Source organism: Pseudomonas sp. S3_A03 (genome assembly GCF_054668275.1).
On sequence record NZ_CP162753.1, the window covers coordinates 1 to 15682 of the forward strand.

Below are 15682 nucleotides of genomic sequence, written 5' to 3' on the forward strand. Positions count from 1 at the left end.
TATTCCATGGCGTGGTGTTCGCCGATCCAGACGGTGCTGAAACCACCCGCTTCGGCCATCAGGGTCAGTTCGGTCAAGTCGTCGAACAGCTGACGGTGGCTGACACTTTCGTCCCAACGTTCCATGTGCACGAACAGGGAAAACTTCATGACGCTTACCTCGGATCTTTTGTTGTTGGCCTGTCGATCGGGAGTCGGCTGGCGGCTTATTGAATAATCGAAATTCGCACTATGCGCAAAATACGTCGGGATCAGGCGACGGCAGGCAGGGCGCCCATTTTGCCGTGGCAATACACCAGTGGCCCGGCGTTGTGCTGGGGCACGATCAGGTTCTTCACCGCGCCGACCATGATTGCGTGGTCGCCCCCTTCATATTCGCGCCACAGCTCGCATTCGATCACCGCCGTGGCGTTAGCCAGAATCGGGTTGCCCAGTTCGCTCAACGTCCATTCGATGCCTTGCGCCTTGTCTTTGCCTTTGCGCGCGAAGGCATAGGCTTCGCTCTGCTGGCCGCCGGACAGGACGTGAATGGCAAAGCGTTTGTTCTTGATGAGTACTGGATAGGAATCGGAGCTGTAGTTGGGGCAGAACAGCACCAGGGCCGGGTCCATGGACAGAGAGCTGAAGGCGCTGGCGGTCAGGCCGACGATTTGGCCATCGTCATCCAGCGTGGTGATCACCGTCACCCCGGAAGGAAACGAACCCATCACTTGTTTGTAGATGGCGGCATCGATCATGGGAGGGTCCTCTGGCGGTTTTTATGTGTTTGTAGTCTTATGGTATACCGTAATACATGCTTTGCAAGGGCTTTTTTTGGACCCAATAAACGTACGCCTTTGGTCTTTTAGCTAATGTTTACTGGGCTTTTAGCCCGATTGAACACGCGCTGTCGCTTTAAGGTTGCGGCTCAGATGGGTTCTAAAACATCGGGTCAGCTTTGTTAAAAGTTTGGAATACCATAATATGGTTTGCATCTGAGGGGTGGCCAAAGAGCTCCCCGGTTTGGCTTCGTACAACTATAAGATCAGACAAACTAGAGTTCATGCACATGTCCCAGATGTCCCGGCAAGACCCCCCTCATCGAGAATCACACGGTCGATTACGTTCCACTCGCGGAACGCCACGGGAAGGCCCGCGACCTTTTCACTTTATGGTTCAGTACCAACATCGCGCCGTTGCCCATCGTGACCGGTGCCATGGTGGTTCAGGTGTTCCACCTCGACCTGTTCTGGGGGCTGCTGGCGATCGCGCTCGGGCATATGGTCGGCGGTCTGGTGATTGCCCTGGCGTCGGCGCAAGGTCCGCGCATGGGGATTGCGCAGATGGTCCAGAGCCGCGGCCAGTTCGGCCGTTATGGTGCGCTGCTGATCGTGTGCTTTGCGGCGATTATCTACATCGGCTTTTTCATCTCCAATATCGTGCTGGCCGGCAAGTCCATTGTCGGTATCGTGCCTTCGGTTCCGGTGCCGGCGAGCATCCTCATCGGCGCCTTGAGCGCCACCGCGATCGGGGTGATCGGTTACCGCTTCATTCACACCCTCAATCGCATTGGCAGCTGGGTCATGGGCAGTGCCTTGCTCGCCGGCTTCCTATACGTCTTCGCTCATGACTTGCCCGCGGACTTCTTCACCCGCGGCGGTTTCGACCTGCATGCGATCGTTGCGTATTTCATCGGGATTATTGTGCAGTTGCCGTTTGCCAATACGTCGTTGTATGTCGGGCCGTATGCCAATTGGGTGCAAGGGGCTGATCTGTCGTGGCTGGTGGGGTTGGTGGTGACTTGCCCGTTGTATTACTGCCTGGCTACCCGCAGCCAAGTGCACGCGCGCAAAGCTTCCAGATTCGGTTATGCCGATTAATCAAACTCGTGTTCTGTATGTGTGAAATGCCCGGCCTGTGCCGGGCATTTTCGCTTGGATGGCAAACAGAGGGGGAGTTGAAGGCGCACAGTTGATTGGTACCGAGTTCGAGTGCTGTGTTCGTGGCGATCCGGGACCTTTGTTCTTAAAAGCAAAAGAGTCAGGCAGAGGGGAGAGTGAGATAAAAAAAGGCCGCTGCAACCCGACGTTGCAGCGGCCCAAGGGTGACCGATAACGCGCGGCCCACTGGCATGGGCCGCTTGAGGATCAATGAGCGCCAGCAGCCTTGTTCAGATCGCTCTCGGCCCATTCGGTATAAACGCATGCATCGGCGGTGGCCCAACGTACCAACACCGGATCGCCGGCCTTGAGCGGCATGCCCGCAGCGGAGAGTGCCTTGACCGTCATCGACGTGCCACCGCCAGTGACCACGCTGCAAGTCTGGCTTTCACCCAGAAACAGCACCTCCACGACCTTGGCCGACACTTCATTCCAGCCCGCCGCCAACGGTTCCTGCGTGGCCTGCTCGGCACTCAAGGCCAACGCTTTCTCCGGTCGTACCATCAGCAAAACATCTTGATCGGTCTGCAGCCCTGCGCTCAGGCGAATCGACAGAGACTGACCTTCAAACGAAGCGACCGCATTGCCCTGGGCTTTGAGTTTGAGAAAGTTCGAGTTGCCGAGGAACGAGGCAACGAAGGCATTTGGCGGATTTTGGTAAAGGTCATAGCCACTGCCCAAGCCAACGATTTTGCCGTGACTGAAGATCGCGATGCGCTGGGACAAACGCATGGCTTCTTCCTGGTCGTGGGTCACGTAGACGATGGTGATGCCCAGGCGCCGATGCAGCTGGCGCAGTTCATCTTGCAGGTCTTCGCGCAGTTTCTTGTCCAGGGCACCGAGCGGTTCGTCCATCAGCAGGATGCGTGGTTCGTAAACCAGCGCACGGGCAATGGCGACCCGTTGCTGCTGGCCACCGGACAGTTGCGAAGGGCGGCGATGGGCGAACTGCTCGAGCTGCACCAGTTTAAGCATTGCATCCACCCGGCGCTCGCGTTCGGCGGCGGCCAGTTTGCGGATGGCCAACGGGAACGCGATGTTGTCGCGTACCGACAGGTGCGGGAACAGCGAGTAGCGCTGGAACACCATACCGATGTCGCGCTTGTGCGGCGGCACGTTCACCAGCGACTGGCTGTTGACCAGGATTTCGCCGCTGCTCGGGGTTTCGAAGCCGGCGAGCATCGACAGCGTGGTGCTTTTGCCCGAGCCGCTGGAGCCGAGGAAAGTCAGGAATTCACCGTCCTTGATGTCCAGCGAGATGTCGTCCACGGCGGCAAAGTCGCCGTAGTACTTGTTCAGGTTGCGCAGGCTGACCAGCGGTGTGTCGTGGTGCTGGGCGGAATTTTTGATCACTGCACTCATGTCGTACTCCTGGCGCTCAGGCGCTGATTTCGTTGCGCCGGCGCAGAGCGGCGGCGATCACCATGACCAATACCGAGAGGCCGATCAGCAGCGTCGAGGCGACGGCGATCACGGGCGTCAGGTCCTGGCGCAGGGTGGTCCACATTTTCACGGGAAGGGTTTGCAGGGTCGGGCTGGCCATCATCACGCTCAGCACCACTTCGTCCCACGAGACGAGAAAGGCGAAGAGGGCGCCGGCCACCATGCCCGGACGGATCGCCGCAAAGGTCACCTTGAACACCGCTTGCAGGCGCGAGGCGCCGCAGATCACCGCCGCATCCTCGATCGACTGATCGAACAGCTTCAGCGAATTGATAATCGAGATGATGGTGAACGGCAGCGCGACGATGACGTGGCTGACCACGAACGCGAACAGGGTGCCGGTGTAACCCAGTTTCAGGAACAGCGCGTACACCGCCACCGCGATGATCACAAGCGGCACGATCATCGGCAGGGTGAACAGGCCGTAGAGCATTTCGCGGCCGGGGAAGCGGCCACGCACCAGGGCGAACGCTGTCGGCAGGCCCAGGGCCACGGCGAAAAAGGTGGTCAACACCGCGACCTTGAGGCTGGCCATTGCCGCGTTCATCCAGTCGGCATTGGAGAAGAACTGGCCGTACCATTTCAACGTCCAGCCCGGCGGCGGGAACACCAGCCATTGCGACGATCCGAACGACAGCAGCACGATGAACACAATCGGCAGCAGCAGGAACAGACCAATCAGCCCGGTAGTCGCATACAGGCCGAAGCGCATGCGCCGGCTCATGGCATTGGGGGTCAGGAGCATGACGACTTACCTCGCATTGCTGGCGCCAACCGGGGATTCCGGCTGGAGCTTCAGGTAGAAGTAGAACAGCACCAGCGTGATCGCGATCAGCAACGCGGCGCCGGCACTGGCCAGGCCCCAGTTGAGGAACGACTGCACCTGCTGAATGATGAACTCGGGCAGCATCATGTTCTGCGCACCGCCGAGCAACGCCGGGGTGACGTAGTAACCGAGCGACATCACGAACACCATCAACCCGCCGGACGCCAGGCCCGGCCGGCACAGCGGCAGGAACACCCGGAAGAAGTTGGTCCACGGGCTGGCGCCGCAGATGGAGCCGGCCTGCAGGATCATCGGGTCGATGGCCTGCATGGTCGCCTGCAACGGCAGCACGATGAACGGGATCATGATGTAGCTCATGCCGATCACCACGCCGGTGAGGTTATGCACCATCTCCAGCGGCTGATCGATGATGCCTAGCGCCATCAAGGTCTTGTTGATCACCCCCGAGGCTTGCAGCAGCACCAGCCACGAATAGGTGCGGGCGAGCAGGCTGGTCCACATCGACAACAGCACGATGTTGAGGATCCAGCGTCCCCAGCCGCGTGGCACCAGCGTGATCGCCCAGGCCAGCGGAAAGCCCAGCAACAGACTGAAGATCGTCACCAACCCAGCCACCGAAAAGGTGTTGAGCAGCACCCTTGCGTACGCCGAGTTGGCGAACAGTTGTTCATAGTTGCCAAAGCCCGGGGTCGGTTCCAGCACGCCGCGCAACAACAGGCCAATCAACGGCGCGAGAAAGAACAGGCCGAGGAACAGCAGCGCCGGCAACAGATTGCCGGCGCCACGCCAGCGTTGTTTGAAGGACGGGGCTTGCGCTATTGCGCTGGCCTTGCCGTGGGCCGAACCGGCAGCGCTGGTCGCGCTCCCGGTGGCAGTGGAGGGACGGGACGCAGTGGCCGTCATTTTCATTTGACCAGCCATTCGTTCCACCGTGTCGCGATGGCCGGACCGTTCTTGGCCCAGTACGCGAAATCAAGCGTGATCTGATCCTTTGCGTAAGCGGTCGGCAGGTTAGGCGCCAGCACCGAGTCCAGGCGCTGCACGCTGTCGACGTTGACCGGAGCGTAGGCGGTCAGGTTGGAGAAGTCCGCCTGGCCCTTGGCGCTGCTGGCGTTGGCCAGGAACTTCATCGCCGCGTCCTTGTTTTTTGAACCCTTGGGAATGACCAGGATGTCGGCCATGACCAGGTTCTGCTTCCAGCTTACGCCGACCGGGGCGCCGTCTTCTTGCAGGGCATGAATCCGGCCGTTCCAGAACTGGCCCATGCTTGCTTCACCGGAGGCCAGCAGTTGCTGCGACTGCGCGCCGCCGCCCCACCAGACGATGTCTTTCTTGATGGTGTCGAGTTTCTTGAAGGCGCGGTCCAGGTCCAGCGGATACAGCTTGTCGGCAGGCACGCCGTCGGCCAGCAGGGCGAGTTCGAGCACGCCGGGGCTTGGCCATTTATAGAGGGCGCGTTTGCCGGGGTAGGTCTTGGTGTCGAACAGCGCGGACCAATCCTGAGGCTTGCCGGCGCCGAGCTTACCTTCGTTGTAGCCGAGGACGAAGGAGAAGAAAAACGAGCCGACGCCGTGATCGCTGACGAAGCGCGGGTCGATCTTGTCGCGCTGAATGACTTTGAAATCGAGGGGCTCGAGCAAGCCTTCGGCGGCAGCGCGCAGGGCGAAGTCGGCTTCGACATCGACCACGTCCCATTGCACGTTGCCACTTTCAACCATGGCCTTGAGTTTGCCGTAGTCGGTCGGGCCGTCCTGCACCACGGTGATGCCGCTGGCCTTGCTGAACGGGTCGGCCCAGGCCTGTTTCTGCGCATCCTGGGTGCTGCCGCCCCAACTCACGAAGTTGACGCTTTCAGCCGCCAGCAATGCCTGGCTGGTCACACTCAGCAGTCCCGCCAAAAGAACTGCGGTCGCACGTTTGTTCAACACCATTTTCACGCCCTCATTGTTGTGTTTATGAGCGGGGCTTCGAGTGCCCGCCTATCGGGAGCAGTAGGTCCATCTGGTCAATGACGAGCAGCTGGCCTATGGAATATCATATTATGGTATTCCAAACTTTGTGCAAGCACTTTGCCGTACCGGCTATCAGCGCAAAAGCGGTTTTTTTGCCGTCAGGCCCTTTATGAGTGACTTGCGTAGAACGGGGCCAACCCCGGACTCATTCGGTGAAAGGGATGCTCTCGACCACTTCCAGGTCGTAGCCGGTCAAACCTGCGTATTTCAACGGTGGGCCGAGATGACGCAATTTGCCCACGCCAAGCTCCTGAAGAATTTGCGCCCCAGTCCCTACTTCAGAATAGATGCGCGATTGTGAGCGGCTGAATTGTTTTGGCGGTTGGGTGAGTTGAGGGACGCGTTCGAGCAGCGCCTGGGATGATTCGTGATTGGCTAAGACGACCACCACGCCACGACCCTCTTCGGCCACCCGTTGCAGTGCGGCCCACAGCGTCCAGTTGGACGGGCCGCTGTACTGCGCACCGACCAGATCGCGCAGCGGATCGATCACATGCACCCGCACCAGGGTGGGTTCTGTTCGACGAATGTCACCCATGACCATCGCCATGTGCACGCCACCTTCGATGCGGTCCTCGAAGGTGATCAGGCGGAAGGTGCCATGCACCGTCGGCAGCTCGCGTTCGCCGATGCGCACCACGGTGTGTTCGGTGCTGAGGCGATAGTGGATCAGGTCGGCGATGGTGCCGATCTTGATGGCATGTTTGCGGGCGAACACTTCCAGATCCGGGCGGCGGGCCATGGTGCCGTCGTCGTTCATCACTTCAACGATCACCGAGGCGGGCGTGAAACCGGCCAGGCGAGCGAGGTCGCAACCCGCTTCGGTGTGGCCGGCGCGGGTCAGCACGCCGCCTTCCTTGGCGCGTAGCGGGAAGACATGGCCGGGCTGCACAATGTCCGTTGGGCCTGCATGGGCCGCTACGGCGGCGGCCACGGTACGCGCCCGATCGGCGGCGGAAATACCGGTGGTCACGCCCACGGCGGCCTCGATGGAAACCGTGAACGCGGTGCTGAACACGCTGCCATTGCTCGGCACCATTTGCTCCAGGCCAAGGCGCTGGCAGTGCGCATCGGTCAGGGTCAGGCAAATCAATCCCCGCGCTTCACGAGCCATGAAGCTGATGGCCTCGGCGGTGCAGCGGTCGGCGGCGAGCAGCAGATCGCCTTCGTTTTCCCGGTCCTCGTCATCGACCAGTAGCACCATCTTGCCTTGCCGGTAATCTTCGATGATTTCTTCGATGCTGTTGAAGGCCATGCTGGAACTCTCAGTGATTGGTGGGTATATTTATTGGTATACCATAATACAAAATAAACCAAGAGGTCACTATGAAGGCGTACTGGATTGCTCACGTGGATGTCACCGACCCCGATCACTACAGCCAATACACCCAGCGCGCTCCGGCGGCGTTCGCTTTATATGGCGGGCGGATGTTGGCTCGCGGTGGGCGCAGTGAAGCGATGGAAGGCCGGTCGACACCGCAACGCAGCGTGGTCATCGAGTTCGATTCCTACGAGCAGGCGCTGGCCTGTTACCACAGCGAGCCCTATCAGGAGGCGAAACGTCACCGTGAGGGCGTGGCCCGGGCTGAGGTGATCATTGTCGAGGGCGTGACGCCCCAGTAGATGTCAGCGAATGAAGTGGATCTTGCCGGTATCGTCGTTGCCGATGTAGATGCCGTAGACCCCGGCCTGGCTCTCCTCGATATAGCGTTCGAGGATCTGCCGGATTGCCGGGTAATAGATGCTGTCCCAAGGAATGTCCTCGGGCGCGAAGAATTGGTAGTCGAGGGTTTCCGGCCCGTACTGGCCGGTGATTTCCAGCGCGATGGCGCGGAAGATGATGTACACCTCGCTGATCTTCGGCACGCTGAAGATCGAGTAGGGCGAGAGAATTTCCGCGCGCACGCCGCTCTCTTCCCAGACTTCACGCAGTGCTGCCTGCTCGGTGGTCTCGCCACCTTCCATGAAGCCCGCCGGCAGCGTCCAAGTGCCCGGACGCGGCGGGATCGCGCGTTGGCACAACAGGTACTTGCCGTCCTGCTCGATGATGCAGCCGGCGATGATTTTCGGATTGACGTAATGGATGTAGTCGCAGCCGCGGCACATCAGACGCTCGTGCGTATCGCCCGGTGGTAGCTGGTAACCGAGGTCACCGCCGCCGCACTTTGGACAAAAGCTCGGGCTGAACATGCTTAGCGACCTATGCGAGGTTCTTTGAGCGCGATGGGCAGGGTGATCTCGGGGATTTTTCCGGTCTCTTCCTGTTTGCGCTTGAGGTAATCGAGCGCGACAGTCGCGGCGGCGCGCACGTGGTCGACACAAGCCTGGTGGGCGGCCAGGGGATCGCCGCTCTTGATCGCTTCGACCATGCGTTCCATTTCCTGATTGCTCGCGCCACGGCGGTTTTGCTGGGACACCGATGTCGCCCGCAAGTAACTGATCCGTGCCTGCAACTGACGCAGTTGAGTGGCCGCGACATGATTGCCGGAGCCTTCGAGCAGGACGTCGTAGAAACCTTGAACCGAATCGATCACCTGTTGCAGTTCACCTTCCTTGAGGGCCTTGCGGTTTTCCTCGAGGGCTTTTTCCAGGGCCTTGATGTCCTTGGCCTTGGCACGCAGGGTGAACAGCTGGACGATCAGGCCTTCGAGCACGCAACGCAGCTCATAGATATCCACGGCATCGGCCAGGGTAATGATCGCCACCCGTGGGCCCTTGGCGTCGGCAAATTCCACCAGACCTTCGGATTCCAGATGACGCAAGGCTTCTCGTACGGACGTGCGGCTGACGCCCAGGCGATCGCACAGATCGCGTTCAACCAGACGATCTCCCGGCAAGAGCTGGAAGTTCATGATGGCGCTTCGCAGTTTATCCAGCACGATTTCGCGCAGGGTAACGGGGTTGCGATTGACCTTGAAGCTGTCGTCGAGTGGCAGGCGTTTCATGGGGTCCGCTCTGAGTGTGGCTGTCCATGCAAAAAGAGCACGTCGATCAGGATCATCGTGCTCAGGTCATCACAACAGCCAAGGGTTAACTGGAGGCCTTGGCATCGGCTTCGGCGAACGCTTCACGGGCGAGCCGGAAACTGTCTACGGCAGCGGGAACGCCGCAATAAATACCGACCTGAAGCAGAATTTCGCGTATTTGTTCACGACTCAGCCCGTTACGCAAGGCGCCGCGTACATGCAGCTTGAGTTCGTGAGGCCGATTGAGGGCCGAAATCATTGCCAAGTTTATCATGCTGCGCTCTTTAAGCGACAAACCCTCACGCCCCCAGACGTGGCCCCAGCAGTACTCGGTGACCATCTCCTGAAGCGGCCGGGTGAAGTCGTCGGCTTGCTCGATGGAGCGGTTCACGTAAGCCTCACCCAGCACCTGAGTGCGAATTTTCAGGCCTTTTTCATATTTTTCGTTGTTCATTGCTGTGTGCTCCCAAAGTCATCGAACCCGCCCATCCAGGTGTATTTGAGCGGGTAGACGCAGCCCCCATGTCATCGTCAGGCCAGCGTGGGTAGCGGGCCCAGCTTGCCTTTGTGATAGATCATCGGCGTGACCGGTTGCTGGGGCAGAATCAGGTTCTTCACCGCGCCGACGATGATCGCGTGATCGCCGCCGTCGTATTCACGCCACAGTTCGCACTCGATGATCGCCGTGGCGTTGTGCAGCAGCGGGTTGCCCAGATCGCTCAAGTGCCACTCGATGCCTTTGGCCTTGTCCTTGCCTTTGCCCGCAAACGCATAGGCTTCGGCAGTCTGGTCGGCCGATAGCAGATGAATCGCGAACTGCTTGCTGTCACGCAGAATCGGGTACGTGTCCGAGGCATAGTTGGGGCAGAACAGCACCAGTGCCGGATCAATCGACAGCGCACTGAAGGCGCTGGCGGTGATGCCGACGATCTCACCGTCCTGGTTCAGGGTGGTCACCACCGTGACCCCGGATGGGAACGAGCTCATGACGTCTTTGTAAATGCCGGGTTCGATCATTTTTCAGGGCTCCTAGCGCATCACGAAGGGATCAGGCATGGGGGCCTGAGAGAGGTTGATCCACACCGTTTTCAGCTCGGTGTAGGCCAGCACCGAATCGATGCCGCTCTCGCGTCCATAGCCGCTGTTCTTGAAACCGCCGATCGGCGCCATGGCCGAGACGGCGCGGTAGGTGTTGACCCAGATAATCCCCGAACGAACGTCCCGGGCCAGGCGATGGGCACGCCCCAGGTCGCGGGTCCAGATACCGGCGGCGAGGCCGAACTGCGAGTCGTTGGCAATGGCCAGCGCTTGGGCTTCATCCTTGAAGCGGATGACTGAGGCCACCGGGCCGAAGACTTCTTCCTGCATGATCTTCATCGAATTGCGGTCGCACTCGAACAAGGTCGGCTCGTAGAACCAGCCTTCGCCGAGGTTCTGCGGGCGTTTGCCGCCGGTGCGCAGGCGCGCGCCTTCGGCGATGGCCACCGCTACCAGGCCTTCGACCACGGCCAGTTGCTGCGCGGTGGCCATGGGGCCCATCTCGCTGGCGTCGTCTTGAGGGTTACCGATGCGAATGCGTTGGGCGCGCTCCACCAGGCGCTCGACGAATTCGTCGTAGATTTCATCCTGAACCAGCAAGCGCGAGCCCGAGACGCAGCTCTGCCCGGAGGCGGCATAGATCCCGGCGATCGCGCCGTTGATGGCGCTGTCGAGGTCGGCGTCGGCAAAGATGATGTTCGGTGATTTACCGCCCAGTTCCAGGGACAGCTTGGCGAAGTTCTCGGCGCTGCTGCGCACCACATGCCGTGCCGTGGCGGCGCCGCCGGTAAAGGCGATCTTGCGCACCAGCGGGTGGCGGGTGAGGGCGGCGCCGGTGCTCGGGCCGTAGCCGGTCACTACGTTGACGACGCCCGGTGGGATGCCGGCTTGCAGCGCCAGGCGCGCCAGTTCAAGGATGGTCGCCGAGGCGTGTTCCGACGGCTTGATCACGATCGTATTGCCCGCCGCGAGGGCCGGGGCGAGTTTAATCGCGGTCAGGTACAGCGGGCTGTTCCACGGAATGATTGCGGCGACCACACCCATGGCTTCGTGCACGGTGTAGGCAAACAGGTCCGGCTTGTCCAGCGGCAGAGTGCCGCCTTCGAGCTTGTCCGCCAGGCCTGCGGTGTAGTGGAAGAACTCCGGCAGATAGCTGACCTGGCCACGGGTTTCGCGAATCAGCTTGCCGTTGTCGCGGCTTTCCAGCTGCGCCAGTTGTTCTTTGTTTTCGGCGATCAGGTCGCCCAGGCGTCGCAGCAATTTGCCACGAGCGGTGGCGGTCAAGCCACGCCATGCCGAGCTGTCGAAAGCGGTTTGCGCGGCCTGCACGGCGCGCTCGACATCGGCTTCGTCGGCGTCGGGCAATTCGGCCCAAGGCTGGGCCAGCGCCGGGTTGAGGCTTTCAAAGGTCTTGCCGGACAGGGCATCGACCCATTCACCGCCGATGCACATCTGGAAGCGTGCGAGTGTCATGCAACGATCCCCTTTATTTGGTTTTGTCGGGAGTGCGCGGTGTCGAGAAACTCCAGCAGCAGCTGGTTGACCAGGCGCGGTGATTCTACGGGCATCATATGCCGCTGCTCGGCGAGCACGGCAACGGTCGCGCCGGGAATGCGTGCGGCCAATTGCTCGGCCATTTGCGCCGTCGAACCCGGGTCCAACTCACCGGTGGCGATCAGTGTCGGCACCTGAATGCTGCCTAGATCGTCGGCGCGGTACATGTCCTGGGTCGCGAACAGCTTATAGGTGGTCAGGTAACCCTGAGGGTCGTTGTTTGCCAGGGTTTGGCGCAAGGCCGCAATCTGCGCCGGATTGGCCGCCTGATATTCACGGCTGAACCAGCGCGACAGGGCGGCTTCGGCGTTGGCATCCGGTCCGTGCTCGGCCGCTTGAGCGGTGCGTGCGATGACGCCGGCACGCTGTTCGGGGCTGCGATTGAACACGCTGTTGAGCACCACCAGGCCTTGCAGGCGTTGCGCGTAATGCAAGGCAAAAGCCCGCGCGACCAACCCGCCCATGGAAAAGCCGATCACGGTCGCCTGGGGCAATTGCAGGTGGTCGAGCAGCTCCAGCAACTGATCGGCATAGCCGAGCAGAGGCGTGCCGCTTTCCGGGCGCGGGCTGGCGCCATGGCTAAGCATATCGTAGGCAATCACACGGTACTTCGTGGCTAGGCCGACAACCTGGCCGCCCCACATTTCTTTGTTCAGGCCCACGCCGTGGATCAAAACCACGGGCTGGCCTTGGCCGGTCGCCAGGTAACTGGTGCCAGCCGGGGTGCGTTCAGCGGTGAGCCGAATCATGGAGCGCTCCTGCATGCCTTTCTTGTTTTGGTGACTAACCTGGATTACTGAGCGTTCTCGGCCGCCAGCTCTTCCAGATCGATATAACGGTTGCCGATGCGTGGGTGCAGGCGGCCGCCATCGGCGCAGCCCAGAACCACCACGATTTCGTCGGCACGCGGGGCATCTTCAATCTGCATTTCCAGCGTGATGTAGTGCGAACGCAGGCCTTCATCGTCCTTGTGCATCATCGGGATCTCGGATCGAAGTGCCCGGGCCGCCGCGCTTGTTAGTGAAGCTCAGGTAGCTTTTGGCTTTAACGGCTTCGCGGTAGTGATTACCGAAGCGCAGGGTGTGGATCACCGCCGAAGCATGCTCGATTTCGCCGTCGGCACCGACTACCGCGGCCTTGCCGTAGGCTTCGATCTTTTCGGCACCGCCGATGATGTTCACCAGGCGTTCGACCATCAGCGCACCGAGGTCGGAACAGTTGGCGCGGATTTCCGGTTTCAGGTCTTCAACGAACCCGCGGCCCAGCCAAGGGTTTTTCATCACTACGGCCAGCCCGACCATAGTCACAGGCTTGTCAGTAGCCTTGCCGCCTTCGATAAAGGTTTCTTCGACATAGCTGACGATCTTGCGGATTTCGAAACTCATGAGCTGCTCCGTAGAGGGGTTTGGGTGTCTATGCGTCTGATGGTATACCATAATACCGGCAGTGCAAGTCCCGGAAACGGGTTTATGCTCCAAAGACGACAAAAGGGAGGGCGGGCAGTTGTCCCGTGGCTTGAAGCCAATCGCTGCGGCCGGGCCGGTTCTGTCTACCTCGGCTTCGTTCAGCACGTAGACGGCATCTACATTCGGCGCAAAGCGCCAGGATTGAGGGCAAACACCCGTATTTACGGGGGCTGTGGTGCTATCCAGAAAATATTTAAAATAAATTGCATTTAAATCAAGACATTGCAGATTTTTGCTGTATTATGCCGCCCACACCGAAACGAAGGGTGATTAGCTCAGCTGGGAGAGCATCTGCCTTACAAGCAGAGGGTCGGCGGTTCGATCCCGTCATCACCCACCATTCGCTTCATGTGTTACGCGCAGCGGTAGTTCAGTCGGTTAGAATACCGGCCTGTCACGCCGGGGGTCGCGGGTTCGAGTCCCGTCCGCTGCGCCATATTCGGTAACCTGGAACGCTGAACGCCAGGTCACCACAGAAAGCCCGCTCATTGAGCGGGCTTTTTTTCGTCTGCAGCATTGCGCTGCGATCCATCTCCAGCCACGGGTTTTAAGTACACATTTAAGTACGTTATTTCAGTGACCTCTACGCCAGCACCGTCAGCCAGGCCGACACCAGCAGCAAAAAAGCCAGTGCATAGTTCGCGCGCTTGAACGCCTGTGGCGAACCAAAAGCCGCGCGCTCGCCACCCCGAGCAATGCCCACAGGGTCATGCACGGCAAGGAGACCAACAGGAACACCAGCGACAACACCACCCCCCCCCCCCAGCCGCGTGGTCTTGTCGCCGCCACCGACAAACACGCTCGCCACCGCCACTGCCATCATCCAGACTTTTGGGTTGAGCAATTGCAGGGTCGCGGCACCGAACACGCTCAGGCCCTCGTCGCGTGGGTTAGTCGGGTTCAGCGACGGCGGCGCGCTTTGAAAATCTGCCAGGCCAGCCAAGTCAACCACAGCACCCCGGCCCAGGCCATCGCCTGCTGCACGCGCGGAAACCGCAGCAACGTCTCGCCCACGCCGAACCCGACGACAAACACAATCAGCGCCGCCGCGATGCATGCGCCAAAAATGATCGGCAGTGTGGCGCCCAGCCCCCACCTCGAACTGTGGCTCAGCACCAGAATATTGGTCGGCCCCGGGGTGATCGAGGCAACGATCGCAAACAGCAGGAACGGCAACAACGATTCCATGGCTCAGGCTCCCAGTGGACGCGTCGAAGGGGCAGAAAAGAACAGCGAAAAAAACATGGCATGGACTCCTTGATCAGATGGGAGGCCATGGTCGCGGGTCAGCTGGATTCAGTCTGGAAGGTTTGAGCAGCGCTTGCGGTAGTCCGCTGGTGTGAGCTGGTAAGCACGGCGGAACCAGCGCCCCAGATGGCTTTGATCGGAGAACCCGAGAGCACTGGCCACCTGCGCCGGTGACTCGCCCCGCGCCAGTAGCTGCCGCGCCTTGGCTAGGCGCAACTGGATCAGATAAGCATGAGGCGCCAGCCCAAAGGCTGCCTTGAAGGCCCGCGTCAGGCGAAAGCGATCAACCCCACAGGCTTGCGCCAGATCATCCAGCCCGATGTCCTCGTAGACATGGGCATGCAGATAGTCACGCGCCACCTGGGCCACCAACGGCAGGCGCGGATCAAACACCCGCCGCTTGCGCCAATCAAGGTGGCAAGTGAGCGACCCTAACAAGGTATCGATGGCGTTCTGGCGCACGATGCGCAAATCACCCCCGTGAAGCACGTGGAAGGCTTGATAAACGGCAGCGGCCAGGCCCGGTTCCTGGCTCAGGGTGTCGGCAAAGCCCGGCTGACTATTGGCCGGCGCGTGCTCGAACAACGCATGCAGCTCCCGTTCAAGCCAGTGCGGGTCAAGGTACAGCATGGAATAGGTAAACCCTTCCTCGGTCGGCGCATGTCCGTCGTGGATTTCCCCCGGCTCCAGCATGAATACCTTGCCCGGTGTACTGAGATGGCGAACGCGTCGGCAATTGAACTGCTGTACCCCCTGTTCGGTGACCCCAATCAGAAAACTGTCATGCCAGTGCGGATCGTAGGCATGCCCCTGAAAATGGGCGCGAATCGATTCAATCCCGGTATCGGCATCCTGGGACAGCTCAATCCAGTTGCGTTTATCCACGGAAGGCTCCAGAGGTAGGGGTCAGTTTTGAACGGTGCGGGCGGCTAAATTACCGCGCTTTTGAACAGGAAGTTTAGAAGATTTGTGCGGGTTGAGGCTTGAGCCAAAGCTGCCTATGCGCAAAGGCAGAAAAAGGATCGATTGACGTCATTGGTGAATGGCACACATCGACCAACTCCGTCGGACTAAACCCACATTAAAAAAGCCCGCAGAGTGCGGGCAAGACAGGAGTTTTAGAGACTGCATGAGTGCACAGACTCAGTAGTGAGAAACATAAAACGCTTCGCAAGTTTATTTTCTTTTGTGCGATGCCGACCAACGGCGTAATAAGCCGGCAAGGGGGAAACTTGTACGAAGCGGTATGA

Annotated in this window: 14 protein-coding genes, 2 tRNA genes and 4 pseudogenes; 4 read left to right on the plus strand and 16 right to left on the minus strand. The window is 60.1% G+C overall.

Annotation, left to right across the window (positions count from 1 at the left end; genetic code table 11):
• A pseudogene (locus AB4O25_RS00005) lies at positions 1–149 on the minus strand (LLM class flavin-dependent oxidoreductase); the annotation flags it as partial.
• Between the two features lie 101 nt (positions 150–250).
• The gene (locus tag AB4O25_RS00010; protein WP_017530571.1) at positions 251–736 is read right to left on the minus strand and encodes a flavin reductase family protein; all 486 of its coding nucleotides are present in this window, start codon (positions 734–736) and stop codon (positions 251–253) included.
• Between the two features lie 311 nt (positions 737–1047).
• Between AB4O25_RS00010 and AB4O25_RS00015 the strand changes: the two are divergent.
• A pseudogene (locus AB4O25_RS00015) lies at positions 1048–1858 on the plus strand (purine-cytosine permease family protein).
• Between the two features lie 267 nt (positions 1859–2125).
• Here the strand turns inward: AB4O25_RS00015 and AB4O25_RS00020 are convergent.
• The 5 genes from AB4O25_RS00020 to ribBA form a co-directional block, all read right to left on the minus strand.
• Positions 2126–3280 (minus strand): ABC transporter ATP-binding protein, encoded by a 1155-nt coding sequence (locus tag AB4O25_RS00020; RefSeq protein ID WP_017530569.1) that lies wholly within the window; start codon positions 3278–3280, stop codon positions 2126–2128.
• 16 nt (positions 3281–3296) lie between these two features.
• A complete protein-coding gene (locus tag AB4O25_RS00025; protein WP_026067478.1) occupies positions 3297–4106 on the minus strand; it encodes an ABC transporter permease in 810 nt (269 codons plus the stop codon).
• A gap of 6 nt (positions 4107–4112) precedes the next feature.
• Positions 4113–5057, minus strand: a complete 945-nt coding sequence (locus AB4O25_RS00030; RefSeq protein ID WP_017530567.1) for an ABC transporter permease — start codon at positions 5055–5057, stop codon at positions 4113–4115.
• A complete protein-coding gene (locus AB4O25_RS00035; protein WP_017530566.1) occupies positions 5054–6079 on the minus strand; it encodes an ABC transporter substrate-binding protein in 1026 nt (341 codons plus the stop codon). The genes AB4O25_RS00030 and AB4O25_RS00035 overlap by 4 nt, the downstream gene beginning before the upstream one ends.
• A gap of 226 nt (positions 6080–6305) precedes the next feature.
• The gene (gene ribBA, locus AB4O25_RS00040) at positions 6306–7415 is read right to left on the minus strand and encodes a bifunctional 3,4-dihydroxy-2-butanone-4-phosphate synthase/GTP cyclohydrolase II (RefSeq protein ID WP_137220337.1); all 1110 of its coding nucleotides are present in this window, start codon (positions 7413–7415) and stop codon (positions 6306–6308) included.
• Between the two features lie 71 nt (positions 7416–7486).
• On the opposite strand from ribBA, the gene AB4O25_RS00045 reads away from it, so the two are divergent.
• A complete protein-coding gene (locus AB4O25_RS00045) occupies positions 7487–7783 on the plus strand; it encodes a DUF1330 domain-containing protein (protein WP_017530564.1) in 297 nt (98 codons plus the stop codon).
• Between the two features lie 3 nt (positions 7784–7786).
• Here AB4O25_RS00045 and AB4O25_RS00050 read toward each other — a convergent pair whose 3' ends face one another.
• The 7 genes and pseudogenes from AB4O25_RS00050 to AB4O25_RS00080 form a co-directional block, all read right to left on the minus strand.
• Positions 7787–8350 (minus strand): NUDIX hydrolase, encoded by a 564-nt coding sequence (locus tag AB4O25_RS00050; RefSeq protein WP_460150226.1) that lies wholly within the window; start codon positions 8348–8350, stop codon positions 7787–7789.
• 2 nt (positions 8351–8352) lie between these two features.
• The gene (locus tag AB4O25_RS00055; protein ID WP_017530562.1) at positions 8353–9105 is read right to left on the minus strand and encodes a GntR family transcriptional regulator; all 753 of its coding nucleotides are present in this window, start codon (positions 9103–9105) and stop codon (positions 8353–8355) included.
• Positions 9106–9190: 85 nt separating this feature from the next.
• The gene (locus AB4O25_RS00060) at positions 9191–9580 is read right to left on the minus strand and encodes a carboxymuconolactone decarboxylase family protein (protein WP_223496493.1); all 390 of its coding nucleotides are present in this window, start codon (positions 9578–9580) and stop codon (positions 9191–9193) included.
• Between the two features lie 77 nt (positions 9581–9657).
• On the minus strand, positions 9658–10143 hold the full coding sequence (locus AB4O25_RS00065) for a flavin reductase family protein (RefSeq protein ID WP_017530560.1): 486 nt from the start codon (positions 10141–10143) through the stop codon (positions 9658–9660).
• A 12-nt stretch (positions 10144–10155) separates the two neighbouring features.
• Positions 10156–11637 carry an aldehyde dehydrogenase gene (locus AB4O25_RS00070; protein ID WP_065876933.1) on the minus strand — a complete coding sequence of 494 codons (1482 nt, stop codon included), beginning with the start codon at positions 11635–11637 and terminating at the stop codon, positions 10156–10158.
• On the minus strand, positions 11634–12467 hold the full coding sequence (locus AB4O25_RS00075; protein WP_460150228.1) for an alpha/beta fold hydrolase: 834 nt from the start codon (positions 12465–12467) through the stop codon (positions 11634–11636). Before AB4O25_RS00075 ends, AB4O25_RS00070 begins: the two co-directional genes overlap by 4 nt.
• 44 nt (positions 12468–12511) lie before the next feature.
• Positions 12512–13103, minus strand: a pseudogene (locus AB4O25_RS00080) (amino acid synthesis family protein).
• A gap of 345 nt (positions 13104–13448) precedes the next feature.
• Between AB4O25_RS00080 and AB4O25_RS00085 the strand changes: the two are divergent.
• Positions 13449–13524: transfer RNA gene (locus AB4O25_RS00085), tRNA-Val, on the plus strand.
• A 19-nt stretch (positions 13525–13543) separates the two neighbouring features.
• A tRNA-Asp gene (locus tag AB4O25_RS00090) sits at positions 13544–13620 on the plus strand.
• Between the two features lie 147 nt (positions 13621–13767).
• Here AB4O25_RS00090 and AB4O25_RS00095 read toward each other — a convergent pair.
• Positions 13768–14372: pseudogene (locus AB4O25_RS00095) on the minus strand (LysE family translocator).
• 108 nt (positions 14373–14480) lie between these two features.
• On the minus strand, positions 14481–15317 hold the full coding sequence (locus tag AB4O25_RS00100; RefSeq protein WP_017530338.1) for an AraC family transcriptional regulator: 837 nt from the start codon (positions 15315–15317) through the stop codon (positions 14481–14483).
• Positions 15318–15682 lie beyond the last annotated feature (365 nt).

What these genes read in the sequence shown, in the direction of transcription:
- AB4O25_RS00020 (WP_017530569.1), bottom strand. Translation starts at nt 3,280, where the DNA reads ATGAGTGCAGTGATCAAAAATTCCGCCCAGCACCACGACACACCGCTG.
- AB4O25_RS00065 (WP_017530560.1), bottom strand. Translation starts at nt 10,143, where the DNA reads ATGATCGAACCCGGCATTTACAAAGACGTCATGAGCTCGTTCCCATCC.
- AB4O25_RS00050 (WP_460150226.1), bottom strand. Translation starts at nt 8,350, where the DNA reads ATGTTCAGCCCGAGCTTTTGTCCAAAGTGCGGCGGCGGTGACCTCGGT.
- AB4O25_RS00075 (WP_460150228.1), bottom strand. Translation starts at nt 12,467, where the DNA reads ATGATTCGGCTCACCGCTGAACGCACCCCGGCTGGCACCAGTTACCTG.
- AB4O25_RS00035 (WP_017530566.1), bottom strand. Translation starts at nt 6,079, where the DNA reads ATGGTGTTGAACAAACGTGCGACCGCAGTTCTTTTGGCGGGACTGCTG.
- ribBA (WP_137220337.1), bottom strand. Translation starts at nt 7,415, where the DNA reads ATGGCCTTCAACAGCATCGAAGAAATCATCGAAGATTACCGGCAAGGC.
- AB4O25_RS00030 (WP_017530567.1), bottom strand. Translation starts at nt 5,057, where the DNA reads ATGAAAATGACGGCCACTGCGTCCCGTCCCTCCACTGCCACCGGGAGC.
- AB4O25_RS00055 (WP_017530562.1), bottom strand. Translation starts at nt 9,105, where the DNA reads ATGAAACGCCTGCCACTCGACGACAGCTTCAAGGTCAATCGCAACCCC.
- AB4O25_RS00010 (WP_017530571.1), bottom strand. Translation starts at nt 736, where the DNA reads ATGATCGATGCCGCCATCTACAAACAAGTGATGGGTTCGTTTCCTTCC.
- AB4O25_RS00045 (WP_017530564.1), top strand. Translation starts at nt 7,487, where the DNA reads ATGAAGGCGTACTGGATTGCTCACGTGGATGTCACCGACCCCGATCAC.
- AB4O25_RS00070 (WP_065876933.1), bottom strand. Translation starts at nt 11,637, where the DNA reads ATGACACTCGCACGCTTCCAGATGTGCATCGGCGGTGAATGGGTCGAT.
- AB4O25_RS00060 (WP_223496493.1), bottom strand. Translation starts at nt 9,580, where the DNA reads ATGAACAACGAAAAATATGAAAAAGGCCTGAAAATTCGCACTCAGGTG.
- AB4O25_RS00025 (WP_026067478.1), bottom strand. Translation starts at nt 4,106, where the DNA reads ATGCTCCTGACCCCCAATGCCATGAGCCGGCGCATGCGCTTCGGCCTG.